16 protein-coding genes are annotated in these 23,312 nt (G+C 70.7%); 12 read left to right on the plus strand and 4 right to left on the minus strand.

What is annotated here, in order from left to right; genetic code table 11:
- Nucleotides 1-43: 43 nt before the first annotated feature.
- The 8 genes from ACIRPP_RS10280 to ACIRPP_RS10315 all read left to right on the plus strand — a co-directional run bounded on the left by ACIRPP_RS10280 (nt 44) and on the right by ACIRPP_RS10315 (nt 13,142).
- A complete protein-coding gene (locus ACIRPP_RS10280) occupies nt 44-763 on the plus strand; it encodes a hypothetical protein (protein WP_403639750.1) in 720 nt (239 codons plus the stop codon).
- A gap of 367 nt (nt 764-1,130) precedes the next feature.
- A complete protein-coding gene (locus ACIRPP_RS10285) occupies nt 1,131-3,230 on the plus strand; it encodes a DUF262 domain-containing protein (protein ID WP_403639753.1) in 2,100 nt (699 codons plus the stop codon).
- Between the two features lie 83 nt (nt 3,231-3,313).
- Nucleotides 3,314-5,128 (plus strand): DUF4357 domain-containing protein, encoded by a 1,815-nt coding sequence (locus tag ACIRPP_RS10290; RefSeq protein WP_403639755.1) that lies wholly within the window; start codon nt 3,314-3,316, stop codon nt 5,126-5,128.
- On the plus strand, nt 5,125-6,534 hold the full coding sequence (locus tag ACIRPP_RS10295) for an McrC family protein (RefSeq protein WP_403639758.1): 1,410 nt from the start codon (nt 5,125-5,127) through the stop codon (nt 6,532-6,534). Before ACIRPP_RS10290 ends, ACIRPP_RS10295 begins: the two co-directional genes overlap by 4 nt.
- The gene (locus ACIRPP_RS10300; RefSeq protein WP_403639761.1) at nt 6,429-8,564 is read left to right on the plus strand and encodes a UvrD-helicase domain-containing protein; all 2,136 of its coding nucleotides are present in this window, start codon (nt 6,429-6,431) and stop codon (nt 8,562-8,564) included. Before ACIRPP_RS10295 ends, ACIRPP_RS10300 begins: the two co-directional genes overlap by 106 nt.
- A 404-nt stretch (nt 8,565-8,968) precedes the next feature.
- On the plus strand, nt 8,969-11,803 hold the full coding sequence (locus ACIRPP_RS10305; RefSeq protein ID WP_403639764.1) for a CHAT domain-containing protein: 2,835 nt from the start codon (nt 8,969-8,971) through the stop codon (nt 11,801-11,803).
- 29 nt (nt 11,804-11,832) lie between these two features.
- Nucleotides 11,833-12,267: a hypothetical protein gene (locus tag ACIRPP_RS10310; protein WP_403639767.1), complete on the plus strand. Its 435-nt coding sequence runs from the start codon at nt 11,833-11,835 to the stop codon at nt 12,265-12,267.
- Nucleotides 12,268-12,278: 11 nt separating this feature from the next.
- A complete protein-coding gene (locus ACIRPP_RS10315; RefSeq protein WP_403639770.1) occupies nt 12,279-13,142 on the plus strand; it encodes a hypothetical protein in 864 nt (287 codons plus the stop codon).
- 142 nt (nt 13,143-13,284) lie between these two features.
- Here ACIRPP_RS10315 and gap read toward each other — a convergent pair whose 3' ends face one another.
- The 4 genes from gap to ACIRPP_RS10335 all read right to left on the minus strand — a co-directional run bounded on the left by gap (nt 13,285) and on the right by ACIRPP_RS10335 (nt 17,959).
- Nucleotides 13,285-14,283, minus strand: a complete 999-nt coding sequence (gap, locus tag ACIRPP_RS10320) for a type I glyceraldehyde-3-phosphate dehydrogenase (protein ID WP_403639772.1) — start codon at nt 14,281-14,283, stop codon at nt 13,285-13,287.
- A gap of 186 nt (nt 14,284-14,469) precedes the next feature.
- Nucleotides 14,470-15,426, minus strand: coding sequence for a GlxA family transcriptional regulator (locus ACIRPP_RS10325; RefSeq protein ID WP_403639776.1), 957 nt, complete (start codon nt 15,424-15,426; stop codon nt 14,470-14,472).
- 93 nt (nt 15,427-15,519) lie between these two features.
- Nucleotides 15,520-16,416: a fructosamine kinase family protein gene (locus tag ACIRPP_RS10330; protein ID WP_403639779.1), complete on the minus strand. Its 897-nt coding sequence runs from the start codon at nt 16,414-16,416 to the stop codon at nt 15,520-15,522.
- Nucleotides 16,417-16,438: 22 nt separating this feature from the next.
- The gene (locus ACIRPP_RS10335) at nt 16,439-17,959 is read right to left on the minus strand and encodes a xylan 1,4-beta-xylosidase (protein WP_403639782.1); all 1,521 of its coding nucleotides are present in this window, start codon (nt 17,957-17,959) and stop codon (nt 16,439-16,441) included.
- A gap of 408 nt (nt 17,960-18,367) precedes the next feature.
- Here ACIRPP_RS10335 and ACIRPP_RS10340 point away from each other — a divergent pair, with 408 nt between their 5' ends.
- From ACIRPP_RS10340 to ACIRPP_RS10355, 4 genes are all read left to right on the plus strand, one after another.
- Entirely contained in the window at nt 18,368-19,657 is a 1,290-nt protein-coding gene (locus ACIRPP_RS10340) for an ABC transporter substrate-binding protein (RefSeq protein ID WP_403639785.1), read from the plus strand.
- A 10-nt stretch (nt 19,658-19,667) separates the two neighbouring features.
- Nucleotides 19,668-20,690, plus strand: a complete 1,023-nt coding sequence (locus ACIRPP_RS10345; RefSeq protein ID WP_403639788.1) for a carbohydrate ABC transporter permease — start codon at nt 19,668-19,670, stop codon at nt 20,688-20,690.
- A complete protein-coding gene (locus ACIRPP_RS10350; protein ID WP_403639791.1) occupies nt 20,690-21,583 on the plus strand; it encodes a carbohydrate ABC transporter permease in 894 nt (297 codons plus the stop codon). Before ACIRPP_RS10345 ends, ACIRPP_RS10350 begins: the two co-directional genes overlap by 1 nt.
- Nucleotides 21,584-21,738: 155 nt before the next feature.
- Entirely contained in the window at nt 21,739-23,238 is a 1,500-nt protein-coding gene (locus ACIRPP_RS10355) for an alpha-N-arabinofuranosidase (RefSeq protein ID WP_403639794.1), read from the plus strand.
- Nucleotides 23,239-23,312: the final 74 nt, after the last annotated feature.

The raw sequence follows: 23,312 nt of genomic DNA on the forward strand, positions 1-23,312 counted from the left end.
CCACATCCTCCTGGACCTTCAGCGAGCTGTGGAAAGACACGCAGTGGCCGAGGCGACCAGCCTCTACGGGTTGGCCTGGTCCCAGGTGTCCGAGGCGCCACCCAGCGAGACCAGGAAGCAGCGGGAGAAACTCCAGGCATTCAAGAAGGTACTCAACTCTCCGGCCTGGCAGGAGGAAGGGCACCGACGCGCGGCGACGTCCGATGCCCGGCAAGAGTCGCCGCCCCGGCAGCGCTCCAGGGTGCGTCCTGGTCGCCGTCCTGTCGAGAAGCGCGCGAATGATCATGCGCCGGGGCGTGAGGTGAAGCCTGCCAAGGAGACCGCAGCGAACCGCACGACCTCACCGCCGTCCGGTTCCGGTGCTCGGACACCGGTTCGTCGTGACGAGCCGCCCCTGCTGGGGACCGGTCAGCTGTCGGAGATCGCCACCGAGCTTCGCCCGCTGTTGGAACAGACTGCCCGCATGGGCGCGACCACCACCTGGTCCCGTATCAGCAGGCGCCTCCCCGGGCTGCCGCGACTTCACCGGGACGACCAGAGCGTCATTCTGTGGCTGGTGGACGAGGAGCGCCGTGAGGGCGAGCCCCTTCTCGGCGCTCTCCTCACGGTCGGCGACCGGCAGATGCACCCCCGTTTTCCGGTGATCGCGGAGCAGCTCGGCCTGCCCTGCTCAGGCCCTGCGGCGCAGCAACAGATGACGTGGAGCTACGAGGTGCTGAAAGTCCACCAGTATTGGCGGCATCGGCGCCGTGGGCGCGACTGAGACTGCCGGCTGCCGTCGAGCAGCCGCACCACCGGACAGATCGAGTGGAGTCATGGGAAATGACTGGACACGGCTCACCCAAGAGGCTGGGGAGCTGGGCGGGCCTGACGACTTACGAGGCGACTACAGGACGCAGGGACCGGTGGAGGCCACTGCCGGCATCCTCGCCCTCACCCTGGCCGGGGCGGGACTGAAGTGGGCCGTCGGCCGATTGCAGAGCCGGGACGCCGAGTCAGGATGCGAGGAAGCGGTCGAATCGACACCTGACGACGTACCGGAACTGCGACCGCCGCCGCGTTGTTCACCATGACCGGCTGATCCCACAGTCCGCCAGTTTCATCCACACTTCCCGAGGAGACCCCGGCCGATGGCCACCGTGCTGTTCAAGGACACGACCCACCAGGTAGCCGACCTGATCACCGACATCCGTCGCGGCGAGATCGCCCTCCCCGACCTGCAACGGCCCTACGTGTGGCAGCCGGCAAAGGCGCGCGAGCTGTTCGACTCGATGTACAAGGGATTCCCGGTCGGCTACCTGCTCTTCTGGGAGACCGGGATCGAGCCCGGCGCACGGCAGATCGGCGAAGGGGCCAAGCCGGAGGCGGCTCGCCGGCTCATCGTCGACGGCCAGCAGCGCCTCACCTCGCTCTTCGCCGTCATGACAGGTACGCCCGTGGTGAGGGAGGACTACCGCACCACGCGCGTTCGACTCGCCTTCCGCCCCTCCGACGACACCTTCGCCGTTACCGATGCGGCCATCGAGAGGGACCCCGAGTACCTCCCGGACATCAGCCTGCTGTGGGACACCGCCACAGGGCGTCGCAAGGTTATCCGTGACTTCCTCGCCCGCCTCAACGACAAGCGTCCCCTTACCGAGGCCGAGGAGGACCGAATCCAGGACGCCCTCGACCGGCTGCACGACCTGGAGAGCTACCCGTTCAAGGGGGTGGTGCTCTCGGCCGACATCGACGAGGAGCAGGTCGCGGAGATCTTCGTCCGCATCAACAGCGAAGGCGTGAAGCTCGATCAGGCGGACTTCATCCTCACGCTCACCTCCGTGTTCTGGGAGGAAGGGCGCCGTGACCTGGAGGACTTCTGCCGGCAGTCGCGGACTCCCGCTCTCCACAGTGCGTCGCCCTTCAACTGGTACATCAAGCCCAAGCCGCCCCAGTTGCTGCGTGTGGTCGCGGCCGTCGGACTGGACTCCGCCGTGCTCAAGCAGGTGTACGCGACCCTGCGCGGACGGGACGCCTCGGGGAAACTGTCCTCCGAGCAGCGCGAGGCACGCTTCGAACAGCTCCAGCAGGCGCAGCAGCACGTGCTCGACATCCAGCACTGGCACGAATTCTTCCTCTGCCTGGAACGCGCCGGCTTCCGCGGCGAGAAGATGATCTCCAGCCAGAACGCCCTGCTGTACAGCTACGCGCTCTGGCTGATCGGCCGCGTCCGCTACGACGTCCCCCTCGACCGGCTCCGGTCCGTCATCGCACGCTGGTTCTTCATGGCCCAGCTCACCGGCCGTTACACCGGGTCGGTGGAGTCCCAGATGGAGCATGATCTCGCCCTGCTGCGGGACGTCCCCCACGGCGACGCGGACGGTTACGCCACGACCCTCGACCGGGTCGTCCGGGAAACCCTCACCTCGGACTTCTGGACCATCACCCTGCCCAACACGCTGAACAGCTCCGCCGCCAAATCGCCCGCCCTGCTCGCGTACATCGCGGCCCTCAACATCCTGGACGCGGACGTCCTGCTGTCCGACGTGAAAGTGCGCACCCGGCTCGACCCGGCCATCCTCGCGCGCAAGGGCGTCGAGCGTCACCACCTCTTCCCCCGGAAGTACCTGCAGAACTCGCTCAAGATCACGACGAGCACGCGCATCAACCAGATCGCCAACATGGCACTGCTGGAGTGGAGCGACAACATCACCATCTCCGACCAGGCTCCGGCGCGGTACTGGCCCGCGCAGCTGACCGCCAAGGCGCTGCCCGCCGACGTTCTGGCCCGTCAGCGTCACCTGCACGCACTGCCGGACGACTGGCCGTCGATGGACTACGACACCTTCCTCACCGCTCGCCGTGCTCTGATGGCACAGGTCGTCCGTGACGCGTTCGGGCAGTTGGAGAGCGACTCCTACCGCCCCGTCTACAGCCCTCCGTCGATCGTGCCCGAGCAGCGCACGGCGGGCAGGCTGCCCTCCCGCCGGATCAAGTTGTCGGAACTCCTGGACGCCGGCTTGATCAGCGCGGGAACCGTCCTCACGCCCGCGTGGGAGGAGCACGAACAGGTGGCCGTCGTCGACGAGCAGGGCCGCATCCGGATCGACGAGCAGATCCACGACACCCCGTCCGGAGCCGCCAACGCCATCGGAGCGGGGACCAACGGCTGGACGTTCTGGCTGGCCGACACCTCTGAGGGCCAGGTGACGCTGGCCGATCTGCGCGCGGCTCTGTCCGAGGAAGACTGAGCTCGCTCACCCGCACACGTTGACGGTGTCAACGTGTAGCTTGTGCGCTGTCCGAGACAGACCAGCCCTTTCGGAAGGTCACCATGCCGCAGCCCGACCGCCTCCCCGGCACGCCCGACTTCCGCATCAAGCTGCCGCAGGACGGTGCCGAGGCGCGCGGGTACCTGCTGACGCGGTTCGGCGGCAACGGGACGAACACGTTCCTGCTGCGCGAGGGATCCCTCGTGACCGCCGAGGAGTGGCCGGGGCTCGGCCGCCACGCGCGCCGGTTCCGGGCGGAACTCCGCGCGGACGGCGCGCTCGTGGACGCCCCGGCCGCCTCCGGCCGGCCACAGGACGCGCCCGCGCGCTGGGTGGTGACGCGGGACATCGAGTGCAACTCCTCGTCGGCCGCCGCCGCGCTGGTGTACGGCTACGACGCCTCCGGCCCGGAGTCCTGGCGCACCGACGAGGGCCACCCGCTCTCCGACTACCAGTCCACCGGCTGGCGCCCCCCGCACAAGGCGTGGCTGGTGCGCGGCTCGAACGTCTCGGGTCACAACCTGGTGCGGCAGCAGTGGCTGAAGGAAGGGTTCGTGTCGCTGTCCGGCGCGCACCTGCCGCCGCTGGAGGAGTCCGACCCGACCAAGAGCGCGCTGCGCCGCTTCGTCGAGGAGGGCTACGAGGGGGCGGCCTCGTACCACCAGAAGCAGGGCCTGGTGGACGAGTTGCACGCGTTCCTGACGCAGATGCGCGTCGGGGACACCGTGGCCACCTACGACGACGACCGGCTGTACCTCGGCCGGATCACCGGGGACGCCGTGCAGGCCTCGTCGCCGGGCGGGCTGTCCAACCTGCGACGGCCGGTCACCTGGCAGTCGGACGGTCACGCGTACGACGAACTGCCCGGTGAACTGCGGCAGAAGTTGTCCGTGCAGCACGACGTGGTCGATCTGACCGGTGTCCTGGACGCTCTGGACGGGCTGGCCGGTGAGGCGGGCGGTACGGACGAGCCCGAGGTCGTGCAGACCCTTGAGCGGCCGGTGCCGAAGGAACTGACCCTGCCCGAGATCAGCGACGCGCTCGCCGGCGACCTCCTGGTCCACGACCGGGCGTGGCTGGAGGAACTGCGCGAGCTCCTGCTCGACGAGAAGCAGCTGGTGTTCTACGGTCCACCGGGCACGGGCAAGACGTACCTGGCGATGAAGCTGGCCGAGCACTTCGGCGGCGGCCCGGAGCAGGTCAAGATCGTGCAGTTCCATCCGTCGTACGCCTATGAGGACTTCTTCGAGGGGTTCCGGCCGGTGGAGGACCCCGAGACGCGGGAGGTGGCGTTCCGGCTGACCGCCGGCCCGCTGCGGGAGCTCGCCGACCTCGCCTCCCGCGAGGGCAACCGACACGTCCCGCACTTCCTGATCATCGACGAGATCAACCGCGCCAACCTGGCCAAGGTGTTCGGGGAGTTGTACTTCCTGCTGGAGTACCGGGACCGGTCGGTGCGGCTCACCTACTCCGGGGACGACTTCCCGCTGCCGCCCAACCTCTTCGTGATCGGCACGATGAACACCGCCGACCGGTCGATCGCGCTGGTCGACGCGGCCATGCGGCGCCGCTTCGCGTTCGTCGAGCTGTCCCCGCGCACCGAGCCGACCTCCGGGCTGCTCGCACGCTGGCTCGAACGAGAAGGCCGCGATGCTGAGCCTGCCCGCCTCCTCGACGCTCTCAACTCCCGTATCGACGACGCGGACTTCGCGATCGGTCCCTCGTACCTGATGAAGCCGGGCGTGTACCGCGACGGCGGCCTCGAGCGGACCTGGCGCACGAAGATCCTGCCGCTCCTCGAAGAACATCATTACGGTGAGGGCATCGACGTCGCCACGCGTTATGGTCTCGGCTCGCTGCGCGAGCGGCCGGCATGACGGCACCCGTGCCGGACGTGGTGCTGCACGAGTACGGGCCCGCCGTCTCCGTGCCGCTCGGCGCCGCGGCCGGCCGGGCCCTCGCCGGCTCCGGCGTACTCCAGAGCGCCACGCCGGACCCGGCCCAGGACGGTCACTGGCTGCTGCGGGCGGGGAACCGGGTCGGCGCACTCCGTACGCCCGGCGGTCCGGTGCTGCGGATCATGCCCAAGACCCCGGTGAGCCGGATCTTCTTCCTGCTCGGCTTCAGCCTCGACCCGGAACGGGCGTGGCGCGACGAACGGGAGGGCGTCGTCGACACCGGTGCGTACGACGACGTGGTGCCCGCGCTCGCCCACGCCGTGGAGCGGCGGATCGACGCGGCGCTGCGCCGGGGGGTTCTCCAGGGCTACCGGGAGGTGGAGGAGACGTCGCTGGTGGTGCGCGGGCGGATCCGCGAGGCCGAGCAGATCCGGCGGCACTTCGGCCGCACACCTCCCGTGGAGATCGCGTACGACGCCTACACCGCGGACACCGCCGAGAACCGCATTCTGCGCGCGGTCGTCGAGCGGCTGTTGCGGCTGCCCGGCGTTCCCGGCCCCGTGCGGCGGCGGCTGGCGCACCAGCGGGTCCGTCTCGCCGACGCGCTCCCCCTGGTCCGGGGACAGGAACTGCCGCGCTGGCAGCCCTCCCGCCTCAACGCGCGCTACCAGCCGGCCCTGCGGCTCGGCGAGGCCGTCCTGCGCGGCTCCTCACCGGAGCACCAGCCGCCGGGGGCGGATCCGCTCGCCGTGGACGGCTTCCTGTTCGACATGAACCAGTTGTTCGAGGACTTCGTCACCGTCGCGCTGAGCACAGCGCTCCAGGAGCAGGGGCTGGTCCCTCGCCTGCAGGACCGCCACCACCTGGACATCGCCGGCCTCGTACGGATCCGCCCCGACCTCGTGGTGCGCACCGGTGACGGCCGGACACCGGTGGCCGTCGTCGACGCCAAGTACAAGGTGGAGAAGGGCGACGGCCGCCTCAACGCCGACCTGTACCAGGCCCTCGCGTACGCCACCGCGCTCGGCCTGCCCGAGGCGCACCTGGTGTACGCGGCCGGGGGGCTGCCCACACGCTTCCACGAGGTGCGCGGGACCGCAGTGGGGACGGACGGGCGAGGAGTGCGGCTGTACCGGCACAGCGTCGACCTCGACTGTGAACCGCGGCAGCTCATGTCGGCCCTGCGCGAGATCGCCGGCCGCCTGGCCCGTGCCTGCTCCCCCCGCGTGACCATGGCCCCTCGTCCCGACGGAATCCCCGACGGAAAGGAAGACACCGTATGCCCCGGCTCGCCTTCGCCCAGAGTTTCTGGGACGGCTACGACACCCTCGAGAAACCGGTCCGGGCCGGAGTGCGCAAGGCCATGGCGAAGTTCCAGACCATGAGCGCCGCCGAACTCAACGCCGACAAGGGACTGCATCTGGAGTCGGTCGAGAACGCCCGTGACAAACGCATGCGCACCATCCGCATCACGGATTTCTGGCGCGGTGTCGTCCTGGCGCCCGACGACGGCAGCGACGTCTTCCTCCTCGTGAACGTGCTGCCGCACGACGACGCCTACACCTGGGCCGCGAAGCGCCTCTACAGCGCGAACTCCGCGACCCGTGCCCTGGAGGTGCGCAACGCCGTCGCCCTGGACGAGCTGACCCCGGTGTACGAGACCGCGTCCCGCTCCGCGTCCCGGCTGCTCTTCGAGCACGTCTCGGACGGCACGCTGCGTGAGCTCGGCATCGACGACCAGGTACTGCGCGCCGCCCGCTCCCTGGCGAGCAAGGCTCAGCTGGAGGCGTTCTCCACGCTCCTCCCGGAGGACCAGCTGGAGGTACTGCAGTATCTCGCCGAGGGGTTCAGCCCCGAAGAGGTGTACCGGGACGTCGTGGCCGTCCGCCGGCCCGCCGACGCGCCCGCCGAGCCGGTCGAGGACCTGGCCACGGTGATCGCCAACACCCCCGCGCGTATCCGTCTGGTGACGGGCCCGCAGGAGCTGGAGGAGGCCCTGGTCAAGCCGTTCGCCGCCTGGCGGGTCTTCCTCCACCCCTCGCAGCGACGGGTCGCCCACCGGACCTCCTTCGGGGGCCCTGTCCAGGTCACCGGCGGTCCCGGAACGGGCAAGACGGTGGCCGCCCTGCACCGCGTCAAGCACCTGCTGGGCCGCTCCGACGACAGCCGTGTGCTGCTCACCACGTACACGAACGCGCTCGCCGCCGGCCTGCGCGACATGCTCGGCCTGCTGCTCGACGAGGACGAGGAACTGCTGGCGCGGGTCGACGTGACCACCGTGGACGCCTTCGCCCACGGCGTGCTGCGAGGGGCGGCGGCGACCACGCCCAGACCGATCGGGGACCGGGAGCAGCGGCAGCTGTGGGAGAAGGTCGTCAAGCAGCTCGACCTGTCGTTCACCGCCCGTTTCCTGGCGCAGGAGTACCGTCACGTCGTCCTCGGTCAGGACCTCCGCGACCTCGGCGCCTACCTCGGCGCGAGCCGCCGGGGACGCGGCACCGGTCTCGGGCCTGCGCGCCGCAGGGAGGTGTGGAGCGGCGTCGAGCGTTTCGAACGGCTGCTGCGGGACCGCGGTGAGACCACGCACCTGGGGATCTGCGCACGCGCCGCTGATCTCCTCGCCGGGGGACCCGCCCCCTACGCCCATGTCGTGATCGACGAGGCACAGGATCTGCACCCCGCGCAGTGGCGAGTGCTGCGTGCCGCCGTGTCCCCGGGTCCCGATGACCTGTTCATCACCGGCGACCCCCACCAGCGGATCTACGATTCCCGGGTGTCCCTCGGGTCGCTGGGCATCGCCACGGCCGGCCGCAGCTTCCGCCTGCGCGTCAACTACCGGTCGACCGAGGAGATCCTCGCCTGGTCGGCGCGGCTCCTGGCGCCGGTCACGGTCGACGCGCTCGACGGCGACGGCACGGACTCACTCGCCGGGTACCGTTCGCTGCTGCACGGGCGCCACCCCCAGGCGCAGGGCTACGCCACCCGTCAGGAAGAGACGGAGGCCCTAGTGGACCGGGTGCGGGGCCTGCTGGACGAGGGTCTGGCTCCGCACGAGATCGGCGTGTGCGCGCGCTTCAACCTCTCCCTGGACGCCGCGGAGGAGAAGCTGAAGGCCGCCGGCATACCGGTGCTCCGCGTCAAGGGGCAGACCGCGCAGGGCACCGAGGGGGTGCGGCTGGCGACCATGCACGCGATGAAAGGGCTGGAGTTCCGGGCGGTGTCCGTCCTCGGCGTCGGCGAGGGCGCCGTCCCGTTCGCCCGGGAGATCACGCAGCGCGAGGCGGATGCTCTGCAGCACGAAGCCGACCTGCTGCGGGAGCGCTGCCTGCTGTTCGTGGCCTGCACCCGCGCCCGGGAGGCGCTGAGTGTGACGTGGAGTGGAGCTGCGAGCCCGTTCCTGGCACACCTGACCTGATGTTCTCGCGGCGCCCTGTCCTCACTTCTCCGGTGGTCGGGGCGCCGGCGGTCGGACCTGCCGCCGGCGCTGGTGATCGCAGCACAAAGCTGATCGCGGGTAGCAGGAGTTGAGCCGGCCGCCGATCGAGACCGGTTCTCCCCCGGTGTAGGCGACCAGCCTGGCCCGAGCGAGCTCCGCGACGCTGGTTGTGGCTCTTCCCAGTGAGTCCGGGCTGTCACCGGGCCCCGGCTGGGAGAAGTGCGGCGAGCCGGCTGACCTCTTCCGCCTGCGCCTTCCCCAGGGCGGCGTACTCGGCGCGCGGAGCCGTGGCAGCCGCGGGCGGCTCCTTGCGGAGGCCCGCCAGGTGCCAGGCGGCCTGTAACCCCCTTCGAGGGCAAGGGTGAGTTCGCCATACTGCCCCCATGCGGTGGCTGAGCGGAGCGGTCCTTGTCGGTGCTGCCGGGATGGGCGGATGGGGGTGGTGGCTCGGACAGCGGGACGGGCTCTCGTTCGTCCTGGACGCGGATCCCGACAGTGGCCGCCGCACGGTGCTGACGCCGGACGGGGTCGTGCCGTTCACGTACCCCGTCATAGCGTTCACGGTCACCCTGCTGGTCGCGGGAGCGTTCCGGTGGCGCCGGGACGACATCCGTATCGGTATGGGCGCCTGGCGGCAGCGTCCGGTCGCGCTCTCCCTCGGTGCGCTCGGCTGGGCTTCGCTGCCCTCGGATTGCGTGCTGCTCACGCTGCTCCTGCTCGATGCGGCGGCTGGTGTCCCGGCAGGGCGGACCCTCACCCGCTGGCTGCTCGCCGACCGTCCGTTGGCCTGGTTCGTCGGCTCGCTGGTCGCGATGCTGACCGTCTATCTCCTCGTCGCCGGTCCGTGGCTGACGGACCACTTCTCCCGTGCGCGGCGCTACTGGCGTCGCTTGACCCTGCTTCGCGCGCAAGGTGATCAGGACCAACTGTCCCGGGCAATCCTTGAGCTGAGTGAGGAGTTCGCCGAGCGGCCCTACCGCGAAGGGGTGCTGATCAGCATGCTCCTGCGTATCAACGCGGATGGGCCCCAAGGGGAGTTGCTCGACAGTGTGCTGCGCACCCTGGCCCGGATCACGCGTCTGAGCGCTCCGGGTCTGATGTTCCGGGTCAGCCCGCTGTGGGTTGAGCAGGTGAAGATGCGCCTGCTCTTCGCAGAGGCCCTGATGACCGAGTACAACCGTACGCAAGCAGGGCCGCACCTGGACACGGCACTACTGGTGCTGGAGGGCCTCCACCACCGGCCGCCGTTCCTCGCCGGCCGCGAGGCGCGTGCGGCTGTCGCCCTGACCCTCGCGTGGGCGCTGGGGCTGCGCCACACGAGGGACCCCGTCGCCGGTGCCGACGACCTCGACCGGGCTCTGGCCCTGGCCGGACAGGCCGCGCCGCTGCTTCCGCGGGAGGCGGCCGGCGGGGTCCTCGGCCGGCTTCTGGTCAAGCAGTACGAGCGGCAGGGGGACGGGGACGCCCTGGACCGGGCGGTCGAGGCGCTGCGGCCGGCCGGTCCGTCCGCCGCACTGATCCGGGCGCTGGTGCTCCGGCACGAGCTGACCGGACGTGGTGACGACCTGTCGGAGGCGCGCTCGACCGCCGAGGACCTGGCGGAGGGGGGCCTCGACGCAGAGGAGGGGCTGGCCATGCTGCTGTACACGGCCGTCCAGGTTCCGGACTGGACGGCCGGTCCGGAACGGGGGCTGGTGGTGAACGTGCTGGAGCGGGTGGACGCCCTGCCCGATGTGTCCTACCCGCTGAACATGATGGCCGCCATGCTCAAGGCCCAGCTGGCCGTGGAGGAGGACCCAAGGGCAGCACTCCGCTGGTACGAGGTCGCGCTGGCGGCGACCCAGCAGTACGCGTCGGTCGGACTGAGCCTCGACGACCGGAGGGTGGTGCTCGGCAGCCAGGCGGTGCCACCTCCCGTGTTCGCGGGCATCGCCCTGTCCCTGGGCCACGTCGCCTGGGCAGTGGAACTGCTGGAGACGGGCCGGACCGTCATCTGGTCGCAGACCCGCGGACTGCGACGGGCCGCCGCGCCGTCCGGGGCCGCGGACCGGTGGCAGGCGCTCCGCAGGGAACTGGACAGACCCGGTTATCCCGTGAGCAGACGCGACGACCTGCTGTCAGGGCACCACGCGGCCGGGGTCCGTGCCGAACGGGCAGCCCAGTGGGAGAAGCTGGGGGCAGGACAGTCTCTCGTGACGCGCAGGGACTTCGATGATCTCCGGGTCGCGGCGCGCTGCGGGCCCGTCGTCGTCGTCAACGTCAGTGACATCGGCTGTTCCGCGGTCGTGGTGACGGCCGACCGTGACCCCGTGCACCTTCCGCTTCCCGGCGCGGACCCGGCCCAGCTGACCGTCTGGGCGGGTGGTCTGCTTCTCCCCGGGCGCCGGGGCATGGCCGCCCGCATGCTCGGTCGTCACCTCTGGGACACCATCGCCGTACCCGTCCTGGACGTGGTCGAGCCGTATCTCGGTCCGGACCGTCGGATCTGGTGGTGCCCGACCGGTCCGCTGTCGGCGGTCCCGATGCACCTGGCCGGGTATCACGACCAGAAGAACGGCCCGGCGCTGATCGACCATGTCGTCTCCTCCTACACGCCCAGCCTGTGGGCGTTGCGGGAGTCCCGTGGGGACGCACCGGTCCCGGCACCTCTGTCCCCGCCTCCGGCGATGCTCGTCGCCTCACTGCGGAGGACCCCGGGGACTCACCCCGAACTCGTCCACGCGCAGGAGGAAGCGGCGATGGTGGCGGCCCGGTTCCCCGCGGCCACCGCACTGGGCGAGGAGAAGGCCACCGTCGCCGCGATGCGACGCGCCCTGCACACCCATCCGTGGGTGCACATCGCCTGCCACGGTGACGAGCACGGTCTGAAGCTGTATGACGGCTCTCTCGGTCTGGACGAACTGGCGGACATGAACCTGACGGGTGACCGGATGGCCTTCCTGTCCGCCTGCGTCACGGCTCTCCCGGACGCCCGGGCCAGGGACGAAGTGCTCCACCCGGCCGCCGCCTTCCACCTGAACGGCTTCTCCCACGTGATCGGGACCATGTGGCAGATCGACAGCGCGGACGGCCCGACGGTCGCGGACGACTTCTACCGTTTGCTGCTGACGGAGGGGTGTGAGCCCGCCCTGGCCCTCCACCACGCGCAGCGCCGCCTGCGTGACCAGGACCGGAGCAATCCCGTGCGCTGGGCGCCTTTCTCCCACATCGGCCCCTGAATCACCGCTGGACGAGGCAGAGTTGACTCATGCCGCCGCTCTTCAGACGACGTTCCCGCCGGGGCACACCACCGGCCGCCCCGCCGCCTCCCTACGATCTGAGCGCGCCCCCGGAGGATCCCGCACTGGCGCACGCCTGGTTCTGCGAGCGGTTGCCGCTGCTGCGTTCCGAGGCGGACCGCTACGGCTGGCGGACGGAACTGGAGGCCCAGGTGACAGCCGTCCAGGACGGCCGCCCGGCACCGGAGGCGCTGGCGGCGCTGCTGCTGTACGAGACCGGCACCCCGCGGGGCCCTGGCGAGATGCCGCTGCACGAGGTGTGGGACGCGTCCCCGGTCGGGCAGCGCTTCCACTGCCCCCGAGCCATGTGCCCGCCGCGTGGCCGTGGCGAAGACGCGCGCGAGCCGTGGTGTCACCTCGACGACCGGCCGCTGCACCCCACCACTCACCGGCTCGACTCCTAGACGGCGACGTCATGGACAGCCTTCTCAACGGTCTGGGCGGCAAGCTGGCCGAGCGGTGGGTCGCTCTGCTGGCCGTGCCCGGTCTGCTGTTCTCACTGACGCTGGCGCTGTCCTGGTGTCTGCACCCGCTCGGCGCGGCGCACGCCCTGGACCCGGCCCTGCTGAGCGACCGGTTGGACGAGAAGCCGTCGCGCTGGCTGGTGAGCACGCCGCACCGGCTGGCGCTCGCCGCGCTGGTGACGCTCACGGCGGCGATCTCGGCCGGCGTCGCTGCCGAGCTGAGCCGCCCCCTTGCCCGGCTGTGGCTGGGGCGCGGCCGGGTGAGCGGCGTTCTGCTCGCCGTCTTCCTCCGCAGACGCGTCCGCCAGGCCGAGAACGAGGCCCGGCCGGGTCACCGTCTCGCTCCCCCTTACCGCCCGGAGCGGGCGACGCGCATCGGCGACCACCTGCTGCTCGTCGAGAAGCGGGTGGACGTCCAGTACGGGGTGGCGCTCGCGAGGATCTGGCCCCGGATGTGGCAGCTGTGCGACGACAGCCAACGCGCGCCCGTCCAGCAGGCCTGGAACCAGTACACCGCCGCCTCGGTGCGGGCCGCGTGGTCCCTCGGCTACCTGGCTCTGGGGCTCCTGTGGTGGCCGGCGGGGCTGGCCGGGGCGGCGCTGTACCTGTCGGCCTGGACCGCGGCGCGCCGCGCGGCCGCCGAGCTCGCTGTCCTCGTCGAGGCACTGACCGATGTCAAGCTCCTGGAGCTGGCCTCGGCCCTGGGACTGCCGCTGCCGCACGGCCGGTTCACCCCGGCCGACGGGCAGGCGGTCGAGAACATTTTGGACAAGGGCACGTTCGTTGCGGGAAGTTCGGACGGCGGGGGTTCCTGAAGCAGGCCTGGCGCGTCGGCACGGGCCGGTCCGCCGGCGGGAACAGCCGCGGGCCGGGCCCGCCCCGGACACCGGCGGCGGCAGCGGACGAAGCCCTGCCGCAGCCGCCGGTCACCCGGGCGTGGTTCCGCCGGCTGTCGGGTCAGCCCGCCGCCAGCAGTTCCAGCGTGTCGATCACCCGGTTCGAGAAGCCCCACTCGTTGTCGTACCAGGCGACGACCTTGATGTGGCGGCCGTCGACGCGTGTGAGGGCCGAGTCGAAGATGGACGAGGCCGGGTTGCCGGTGATGTCCGACGAGACGAGCGGGTCGTCCGAGTACTCGAGGACGCCGGCCAGCGGTCCTTCGGCTGCGGCACGGTATGCCTCGAGCACGTCGTCGCGGGTGACATCGCGGGCGACGGTGGTGTTGAGCTCGACGATCGAGCCCACGGGGACCGGGACGCGGATGGAGTCGCCGGACAGCTTGCCGTCGAGGTTGGGCAGCACGTGGCCGATCGCCTTGGCGGCGCCGGTCGTCGTCGGCACGATGTTGACGGCGGCGGCGCGGGCCCGGCGGGCGTCGCGGTGCGGGCCGTCCTGCAGGTTCTGCTCCTGCGTGTAGGCGTGCACGGTGGTCATGAACCCGTGCTCGATGCCGGCGAGTTCGTCGAGGACCTTGGCCAGCGGGGCGAGCGCGTTGGTGGTGCAGGAGGCGTTCGAGACGACCGTGTGCGCGGCCGGGTCGTAGGCGTCGGTGTTGACGCCGTAGGCGAGGGTGACGTCGGCGCCGTCCGACGGTGCGCTGACGAGGACCTTCCGCGCCCCGGCGTCGAGGTGGGCGCCCGCCGCCTTGGCGGAGGTGAAGCGGCCGGTGGCCTCCAGGACGATGTCGACGCCGAGGGCGGCCCACGGCAGCGAGCCGGGCTCGCGTTCGGCCAGCACCTTGATGCGACGGCCGTCGACGACGAGGTCGTCCCCGTCGACGGTCACCGGGCGGCCGAGCCGGCCGGAGGTGCTGTCGTAGGCGAGCAGCCGGGCGAGCGCGGTGGGCTCCGTGAGGTCGTTGACGGCGACGACCTCCAGGGTGCTGTCGCGCTCCAGCAGTGCGCGCAGCACGTTGCGTCCGATCCGGCCGAATCCGTTGATGGCGATGCGAGTCATGTGCGGTGTCCCTTCCCTTCACCACCAGGCTCGCTCGTGGCTGGCGCCGCTGACAGTGGCGGACATGCCATGGTTCGAAAGGATCGTGCCAGCCGGGTCCGCACGGGTCCGGACGGGCCCCGGCGGGGGCCCGGGCGGGTCTCGGCCGGGGCCCGGGCGGGTCTCGGCGGGGGGGGTCCCGGCGGGTCACTCACCCCGGGTGAAGGTGCGCCGGTACTCGCTGGGTGTGGTGCCGAGGACGCGCTGGAAGTGCAGGCGCAGGTTCGCGCCGGTGCCGAGTCCGACGTCGGCCGCGATCTGTTCCACGCTGCGCTGCGAACGTTCGAGCAGTTCGCGGGCCAGGTCGAGGCGGGCGCGCATCACCCACTGCATCGGCGTGTAGCCGGTCTCCTCGACGAAGCGCCGGGAGAAGGTGCGCGGCGAGACCCCGGCCTGCCGGGCCAGCACGTCCAGGGTGAGGGGTTCGCCGAGCCGGTGCAGTGCCCACTCGCGGGTGTCGGCGAACCGCTCGCCGAGCGGCTCGGGCACGCTGCGCGGCACGTACTGGGCCTGGCCGCCGCTGCGGTAGGGGGCGGCGACGAGCCGCCGGGCCGCGTGGTTGGAGGCGGCCACTCCGAGGTCGCCGCGCAGGATGTGCAGGCACAGGTCGATGCCGGAGGCTGCGCCGGCGGAGGTGAGCACGCTGCCCTCGTCGACGAAGAGGACGTTCTCGTCGACCCGGACGAGCGGATGCCGGGCCTTGAGCGCCCGCGTGTAGTGCCAGTGCGTGGTGGCGCGTCTGCCGTCGAGCAGGCCGGTGGCGGCGAGTGCGAAGGCGCCCGTGGAGATGGCGGCGAGCCGGGCGCCGCGGTCGTGGGCGGCGATCAGCGCGTCGACGACGGGGCGCGGCGGGTCTTCGCGGTCGGGGAAGCGGTAGCCGGGGACGAACACGATGTCGGCCCACGTCAGCGCGTCGAGGCCGTGGGAGACGGCGTAGGCGAGGCCGTCGCCGCCGGTGACGAGGCCGGGTGCGGCTCCGCACACCCGCACCTCGTACGGCATGCTCGCGCGGGTGGTGAAGACCTGCGCGGGGATGCCGACGTCGAGCGGTTTCGCGCCGTCGAGGACGAGGACGGCGACGCGGTGGAGGCGGGAGGGTGGCACAGGGAGAGGGTACGTGGGGGGGGTGGGGCCGGGGGGGCGGTGGTGGTAGCGGGGGTAGTGGTGGTGGCCGGCCTCGCTACGGGCCGGGGACGTTCATGGCCGTCGGCGGAACGGGGCGAGGGTGGCGCGGACGTGGTCGGCGGCGCCCCAGTCGGGGTCGAACTGGGCGATGACGGCGAGGTGTTGACGGAGCTGGAGGATGGGCATCCGGGTGCGCCAGTCATCGTCGAGTCCGGTCAGTTCGGCGTACAGGCCGAAGAACGCGTGTGCCTCGGGCGGTGGCGCCGTCGTCCACAGGTGGGCGAGGTCGGTCTCGGCCCACGTGTACGACACGGCGGGGTCGATCAGCGCGGGCCGGCCGACGGGGCCGGCCATGACGTTCTGCGTCCAGAGGTCGCCGTGCGTCAGGCAGGCGGGGCGGGCGGGCAGGAGTTCGGGCAGCCGGTCGCACAGGTGTTCCAGGGCCGCCCGGTCGGCGGAGTCGAGCGTCTCCCGGACGCGTGGCTCGTGGAGCCAGCGCAGCAGACGGTGCCGGGCGAAGAACTCGAACCCGTCGTCGGTCCAGGTGTTGACCTGCCGGCGGCGGCCCAGCCAGTTGTCCCGGTGCCACCCGAACCGGGGGTGACGGGTGGTGGTGTGCAGGTGGGCGAGGGCGTGCGCGAGCTGCTCCCAGAAGGCCGCGGTGTCCCGTCTGGGGCTCAGTACGGACAGGGCGAGCAGGTCGCGGTCCGCGTGGACGATCCGGGGCGTGGTGATGCCGCCCGCCTCGCGCAGCACGGTGAGCCCTTCGGCCTCCGCGGCGAAGACGTCGTCCGACGGCGGCTCGGCGAAGGCCTTGACGAACAGCGACGTGCCGTCGCTGAGGTGTGCGAGGCCCGCGGTGGCGGCGAGGCCCCCGGTGACCGGTTCGACGGAGACGACGTCGGCCGGTCCGGCCGACTGGAGGCGTGCGAGGAGGAGTTCGAGGAGGAGGGGCGGTGTTCCGGTCACGGCTGTGGTCCTCTGCGCGATGTCACGCGTCCCCCAGGCCGAGCAGCCGGTCGTCGCTCCACCACTGCGGTGTCTCGTCGACGACGGGGGTGAGCTCCAGCAGTGTCACCTCGTGACGGGCCAGGACGAGGTCCACGTCGGCCCTCCCGCCGGTGACCGGCACGCTCCGGTGGGAGCGGGCGGGTTCGGCGGCCTCGCGCAGGGCGTCCAGGCGGCGCCGGTCGGGGGCGAGCGGCCGGCCCATCTCGCGCCAGGCGGCCCAGGGGTTGCCGGCGTCCTCGCTCACGGAGCGGCGCAGGGCGAAGGCGGAGCCCCGCGTGTCCGGGGTGCCGAGGGGCAGGGACAGCCGGACGGTGTGGCCGTCGACGGGTTCGCCGCCGCCGGGGTCCGCCGGTGCCCAGGCCAGGACGGTGACGCGTCCGTCGTCGTGGCGGGTCACCAGGTGGTCCTCGCCCCGGGCGAGGATCTGCTCCCCCATCGCGGCCATGAAGGCGTACAGGTGGTAGGTGGGCTTCTTGATCTGACGGTGCGCCAGCAGTCCGAAGCCGCCGTGGAACGGCGTGGTGGGGACGCCCACTTCCTCGAAGACGTCGCAGAACGTCCAGTACGAGAACGAGTCCGCGAGGTCGCCCCCGTTCACCAGGACGGGCGCGAGGTAGGCGGCGTGGAACGCGGTGTCGTGGACGGGGTTGTCCGGGCGGTAGGAGGAGTTGAACTCGGTGATGTGGAGCGGCAGTCCGGCGAGCCCGGTGCCCGCCAGCTGCCGCCGGGGGGCACCGAACTGTTCCAGCAGGGCGGACGCCGGCATGAGGGTCTGGTGGGCGCCGAACGGCACGGGCTGGACGGGGCCGGAGGAGTAGGCGTGGCGGCTGACGAAGTCGATCGGCAGGTCACGGGTGTCGACGAACTCGGCGAAGCGTTCGATCCACTCGTCCTGGTAGCCCGGCGCCAGTGAGGGCCCGCCGACCTGGAGTTCGGCGTCGACCTCCTTGACGGCCCGGGCGGTGACCTCGTAGAGGCGGTGGTAGGCGTCCTGGCCGGCGGACCAGAACGCCTCCAGGTTGGGCTCGTTCCACACCTCGATCGGCCAGCGGCGCACCTGGTCGATGCCGTAGCGGTCGACCAGGTGCCCGACGACGGCGCGGACGAGGGCCACCCATTCCTTCTCGTCGCGGGGTGGGGTGATGTTGCCCTTCCACCAGAAGACGGTGGCGTCGCCGGAGGCGAGCTGTGAGGGCATGAAGCCGAGTTCGAGGAAGGGCGCGATGCCCAGCTCCAGGTAGGTGTCGACGACCTGGTCGACGTAGGTGAAGGCGTGGCGCACGCGCCGCTCGCCGGCGTGTTCGTAGGGCTGGTGCACGCCCGCCCCGTCGCTGAGCAGGCCGTGACCGCGGATGTGGCGGAAGCCGATCTCCCGCTGCACGAGGGCGAGCGACTCGTAGTGGTCGCGCCGCAGTGCGAGGTCGAACCGGCCGGTGCCGACGCAGTGGCGCCAGGCGTCGGAGAGCCGGGCTGTCGGCTGCCGGGGGACGGCGATCCGCATGGGGGTTCCTTCGCTGCGGTGGGAAGCGGGCGGGGCACGCCGGGGCGGGCGGGTGGACCGGACCGGCTCTCGCTCGACGTGCTGCGCACCGTAGGGAGACGCCGAAAACGGTGTCAAGACACCTTGGCGGCCTGCCGGTCGGGCGTGCGGCGCCCCCGGGGGCCGGGGCGGGTGCGGCGGTGTGCGTATGGCCTTGTCAGCGCGCCTGTCCGTCATCACGAACGGTGTCGGTCGGGTCGGTAACGATTGGACAACTTGCGAAAACTCTTGGTTGCTCACCGTTCATTTATGGCGGTACACCTTGCTCCTACCTCAGCGACTGTTCATTAGTTTGCGCAAACTATCACTCAGCGCATCAGCACCACATCAGCAGCTCGACCACTGACAACAGAGCAGGGAGTTCCCACGATGACGAGGAGAACCCGCAGCGCGACGGCTGCCTCGATCGGCCTGTGCCTGGCACTCGCCGCGGTCGGCTGCGCCGGCGGAGACGACGGCGGCGGTTCGTCCGGCGGCCAGGGGACGGTGACTCTCTGGACGAACGCGATGGAGGGGCGCGGGGCCGAGTTCTGGCGGGACGCCGCGAAGGCCTACCACGAGCTGCACCCGGACGTGACGATCAAGATCCAGTCGGTCCAGAACGAGGACCTCGACGGCAAGCTGCAGAACGCGCTCAACTCGAACTCCGCGCCCGACATCTTCCTGCAGCGCGGTGGCGGCAAGATGCAGGCCATGGTCGACGCCGGCCAGATCAAGGAACTGGAACTGACCGACACCGACCGGGGCAACGTGGGAGAGGCGGCCCTCGAAGGCGTCTCGATCGACGGCAAGGTCTACGCGATGCCGCTCGACACCCAGCCCGAGGGCATCTACTACAGCAAGGACCTGTTCGAGAAGGCCGGTATCACCGCGCCGCCGACGACGATGGACGAACTCCAGGACGCCGTCGCGAAGCTGAAGGCGATCAAGGTGGCCCCGATCGCGGTCGGCGCCAAGGACGCCTGGCCGGCGGCGCACTGGTACTACAACTTCGCCCTGCGCGAGTGCAGCCAGGAGGTCATGCAGGAGGCCGCGAAGTCGCTCACCTTCGACGACCCCTGCTGGACCGAGGCCGGTGACGACCTCGCCGAACTCCTGGGCACCGATCCCTTCCAGAAGGGCTTCCTGACGGCGACGTCGCAGCAGGGCGCCGGATCCTCGGCGGGCATGATCGCCAACCACAAGGCGGCCATGGAGCTCATGGGCAACTGGAACCCCGGTGTCATCGCCGACCTGACCCCCGACAAGAAGCCGCTCCCCGACCTGGGCGGGTTCCCCTTCCCGTCGGTGTCCGGCGGCAAGGGCGACCCGACCGCCATCATGGGCGGCGCCGGCGGCTACTCCCTCTCCAAGAACGCGCCGAAGGAGGCCCTGGGCTTCCTCCAGTTCGTCGTCACCAAGGAGCAGCAGGAGGCCTACGCCGAGGCCTTCGACACCATCCCGGTGAACAAGCAGGCCCAGGGCGTCGTCACCGAGCCCTACAACATCTCGGCCCTGGAAGCCTTCAACAAGGCCGCGTACTCCATGCAGTTCCTCGACACCGTGTACGGCCAGAACGTCGGCAACGCCATGAACATCGCCGTCGTGAACCTCATGGCCGGCAAGGGCACGTCCGCCGACATCGTCAAGGACGTCAAGGCCGCCGCCGAGAAGGGCTGAGTAAGCAGACATGAGCGACACCCTGGGCACTGACACGGCCGACGGCCGCCAGTCGCAGGGCACGCCCGGAGCCGGGGACGCGGCCACGTCCGTGCCCCCGGCTCCGCCGCGAGCGGCTGCACACCGCCGGCGGCGTGCCCGGACGCGACTGGAGATCGCGGTCCTGTCCGCACCGGCCGTCATCACGTTCCTGGCGTTCGTGATCTTCCCCGTGGTGCTCGCCGGGTACTACGGCTTCTACCAGTGGAAGGGCTACGGAGAACCCACCGACTGGGTCGGCCTGAACAACTACAAGCTGATCCTCACCGACTCCGCGTTCCACGACGTGCTGTGGCACAACGGCCTGATCCTGGTGCTCTCCCTGGTCATCCAGGGCCCGCTGGCGATCGGCCTCGCGCTGCTGCTCAACCAGCGGATCCGCGGCCGCTCGACGATCCGTGTCCTGATCTTCGTGCCGTACATCATCTCCGAGGTCATCGTCGGCACCGGCTGGAGCCTGATGCTCCAGAGCAACGGCGCGCTCAACGACCTGCTCCGCTGCATCGGCCTGGGCTCCCTGGAAGCGGACTGGATCGCCGACCCGGACCTGGCGATCTGGACGCTGATGGGCATCATCACGTGGAAGTACATCGGCTTCGCCGTGATCCTGATGCTCGCCGGCCTGCAGTCGATCCCCGACGAGATCTTCGAGGCCGCGCAGATCGACGGCGCCTCCTACTGGCAGATCCAGCGCCGCATCACGCTGCCGCTGCTGGGACCGACGATCCGCATCTGGGCCTTCCTGTCGATCATCGGCTCGCTGCAGCTGTTCGACCTCATCTACATCATCTGGGGCCAGTACGTGTCGGGCACCGCCGGCACCTCGACCATGGCGATCTACATGCTCGCCCAGGGCCGCAACGCGGGGAACTACGGCTACGGCAGCGCCGTCGCGGTCGTGATGTTCCTGATCTCGCTCATCGTCGCGCTGATCTACCAGCGCCTCGTCCTGCGCCGCGACCTCAAGGGCGCCGTCACCGAAGGGACCGTGTGATGAGTGCGACGACCGCCCCCTCCCGGGCGTCCCGCGCGCCGGACCCGACGAAGTCCGCCGGCCGCCGCGACCGGCCGCAGAAGTGGGGCAGCCCCGTCACCTACTTCGTGGCGCTGCTCTTCGTCGGTGTCTGCGTCGCACCGGTGCTCTACATCGTGCTCGGCGGCTTCCGCACCAACGCGCAGATCACCACGGACCCGGCCGCGCTGCCCCGCCCCTGGGTGATCGGCAACTACGTCGGCGTGCTGAAGTCGTCCGTGTTCTGGGGGGAGTTCGCCAACTCCCTCATCGTCGCGGTCACCAGCACCGTCGGCATCGTCACGCTCGGGCTGATGGTCAGCTTCGTCATCGCGCGCTACGACTTCAGGCTCAAGGGCGCGATGTACTCGCTGTTCGCCGCCGGCCTGATGTTCCCCATGGTCATCGCGATCACTCCGCTGTACCTCGTCATCAAGGACCTGGGCCTCGTCGACAACCTGCTCGGCGTGATCATCCCGCAGATCGCCTTCGGCCTGCCGACGACCGTCATCATCCTCGTGCCCTTCCTCCGGGCCATCCCGAACGAGATCGAGGAGGCCGCCGCGATCGACGGCATGAGCCGGATCGGATTCTTCTTCCGCATGGTGGTCCCGCTGTCGCTGCCCGGTGTGGTCACCGTCGGCATCCTCGGATTCGTCGGCAGCTGGAACAACTACCTGCTGCCCCTGTACGTCCTCAACTCGCAGGCCAACTACACCCTGCCGCTCGGCGTCCAGGTGTTCTCCTCCCAGTACTCCACCGACACCGCGAAGGTGCTCGCCTTCACCTCGCTCGCCATGCTGCCCGCCCTGATCTTCTTCTCGGTCTTCGAGAAGCGCATCGTCGGCGGCCTCACCGGTGCCGTGAAGGGCTGACCCCCGTACCGGGCCCCGCACCGGGGCCCGCGACAGGACCGTCCCGCGCCTGCCCCTGCCATGCCCCTCGGCAGGGGCAGGCCGCTGACCGGCGTTCCCCCCGGCCGGCGAACCCCCGTGCCCCCGCGCCCCCGCGCCCCCCGAAAGGATCCGCATTGCCCCGCGTCCACATCGAGCTCGACCGGCAGGCCGTCATCGCCCCGGTCCGGCGCCGCACCTTCGGCTCGTTCGTCGAGCACCTCGGCCGCTGCGTGTACACCGGCCTCTACGAGCCCGGACACCCGACCGCCAACGAGGACGGGTTCCGCATGGACGTCGTCGCACTCGTCAGGGAGCTCGGCAGCACCACCGTCCGCTACCCTGGCGGCAACTTCGTCTCCGGGTTCCGCTGGGAGGACTCCGTCGGCCCCCGCGAACAGCGCCCGGTGCGCCGCGACCTGGCCTGGCGCTCCCTGGAGTCGAACCAGGTCGGCCTCGACGAATTCGCCCGGTGGCTCAAGCTGACCGACTCCGAGCTGATGCTGGCGGTCAACGTGGCCACCCGGGGCATCCTGCCCGCCCTGGACCTCCTGGAGTACGCCAACCACCCGTCCGGCACGGCCCTGTCGGACCTGCGCATCGCCAACGGCACACCACAACCGCACGACGTGCGCATGTGGTGCCTCGGCAACGAGATGGACGGCCCCTGGCAGACCGGGTTCATGACGGCGGACGACTACGGCAAGACGGCCGCCCGCACCGCCGCCGCGATGAAGCGGGCCGACAAGGACCTCGAACTCGTCGTCTGCGGATCCTCCGGCTCCACCATGCCGACCTTCGGCGACTGGGAACGCACCGTCCTCGAACACTGCTACGACCACGTGGACTACGTCTCCTGCCACGCCTACTACCAGGAGCACGACGGCGACCTCGGGTCCTTCCTCGCCTCGGCGGTCGACATGGACTACTTCATCGACACCGTCGTCGCGACCGCCGACCACGTGGGGCACAAGAAGCGCTCCAACAAAAAGATCAACATCTCCTTCGACGAGTGGAACGTCTGGTACCTGAAGGAGCACCAGGAGGCCGAGAAGGTCCACGACGAGTGGCGTCACGCCCCGCGGCTGCTGGAGGACACCTACACGGTGGCGGACGCCGTCGTCGTCGGCAATCTGCTGATGACGCTGCTGCGCCGCAGCGACCGGGTCACCTCGGCCTCCCTCGCCCAACTCGTCAACGTGATCGCGCCGATCATGACCGAGCCGGGCGGCCCGGCCTGGCGCCAGACCACGTTCCACCCCTTCTCGATCACGAGCCGGCTCGTCTCCGGCGAGGTGATCCTGCCCCTGATCGAGGCGCCGACATACGACACGGCCCGCTTCGGCGAGGCACCGCTCGTCGACGCCGTCGCCACCGTCGACGAGGACCGCGCCGCCGTGTTCCTCGTCAACCGCGACCTCGCGGAGACTGCCCGGGTCACGATCGATGTGCGCAGCCTCGGTTCCTCGCGCATCACCGAGGCGGTCACGCTCGCCGACTCCGACGTGTACGCGAAGAACACGCTCGCCCGGCCGGACCGGGTGACCCCGGCTCCGAACGCCGGCGCGGCCCTCGCCGACGGCATGCTCACCATCGAACTGCCGCCGACGTCGTGGTCGGCGGTCGCCCTGCGGTGAGCGACGGCGAGCGCCCCGTCCTCCAGGTCGTGGCGACAACACCGGAGTGAGAGCGGCCGGGCCTCGCCCGGCGG

It is taken from the genome of Streptomyces sp. NPDC101219 (genome assembly GCF_044767675.1).
Taxonomy (GTDB): Bacteria; Actinomycetota; Actinomycetes; order Streptomycetales; family Streptomycetaceae; genus Streptomyces.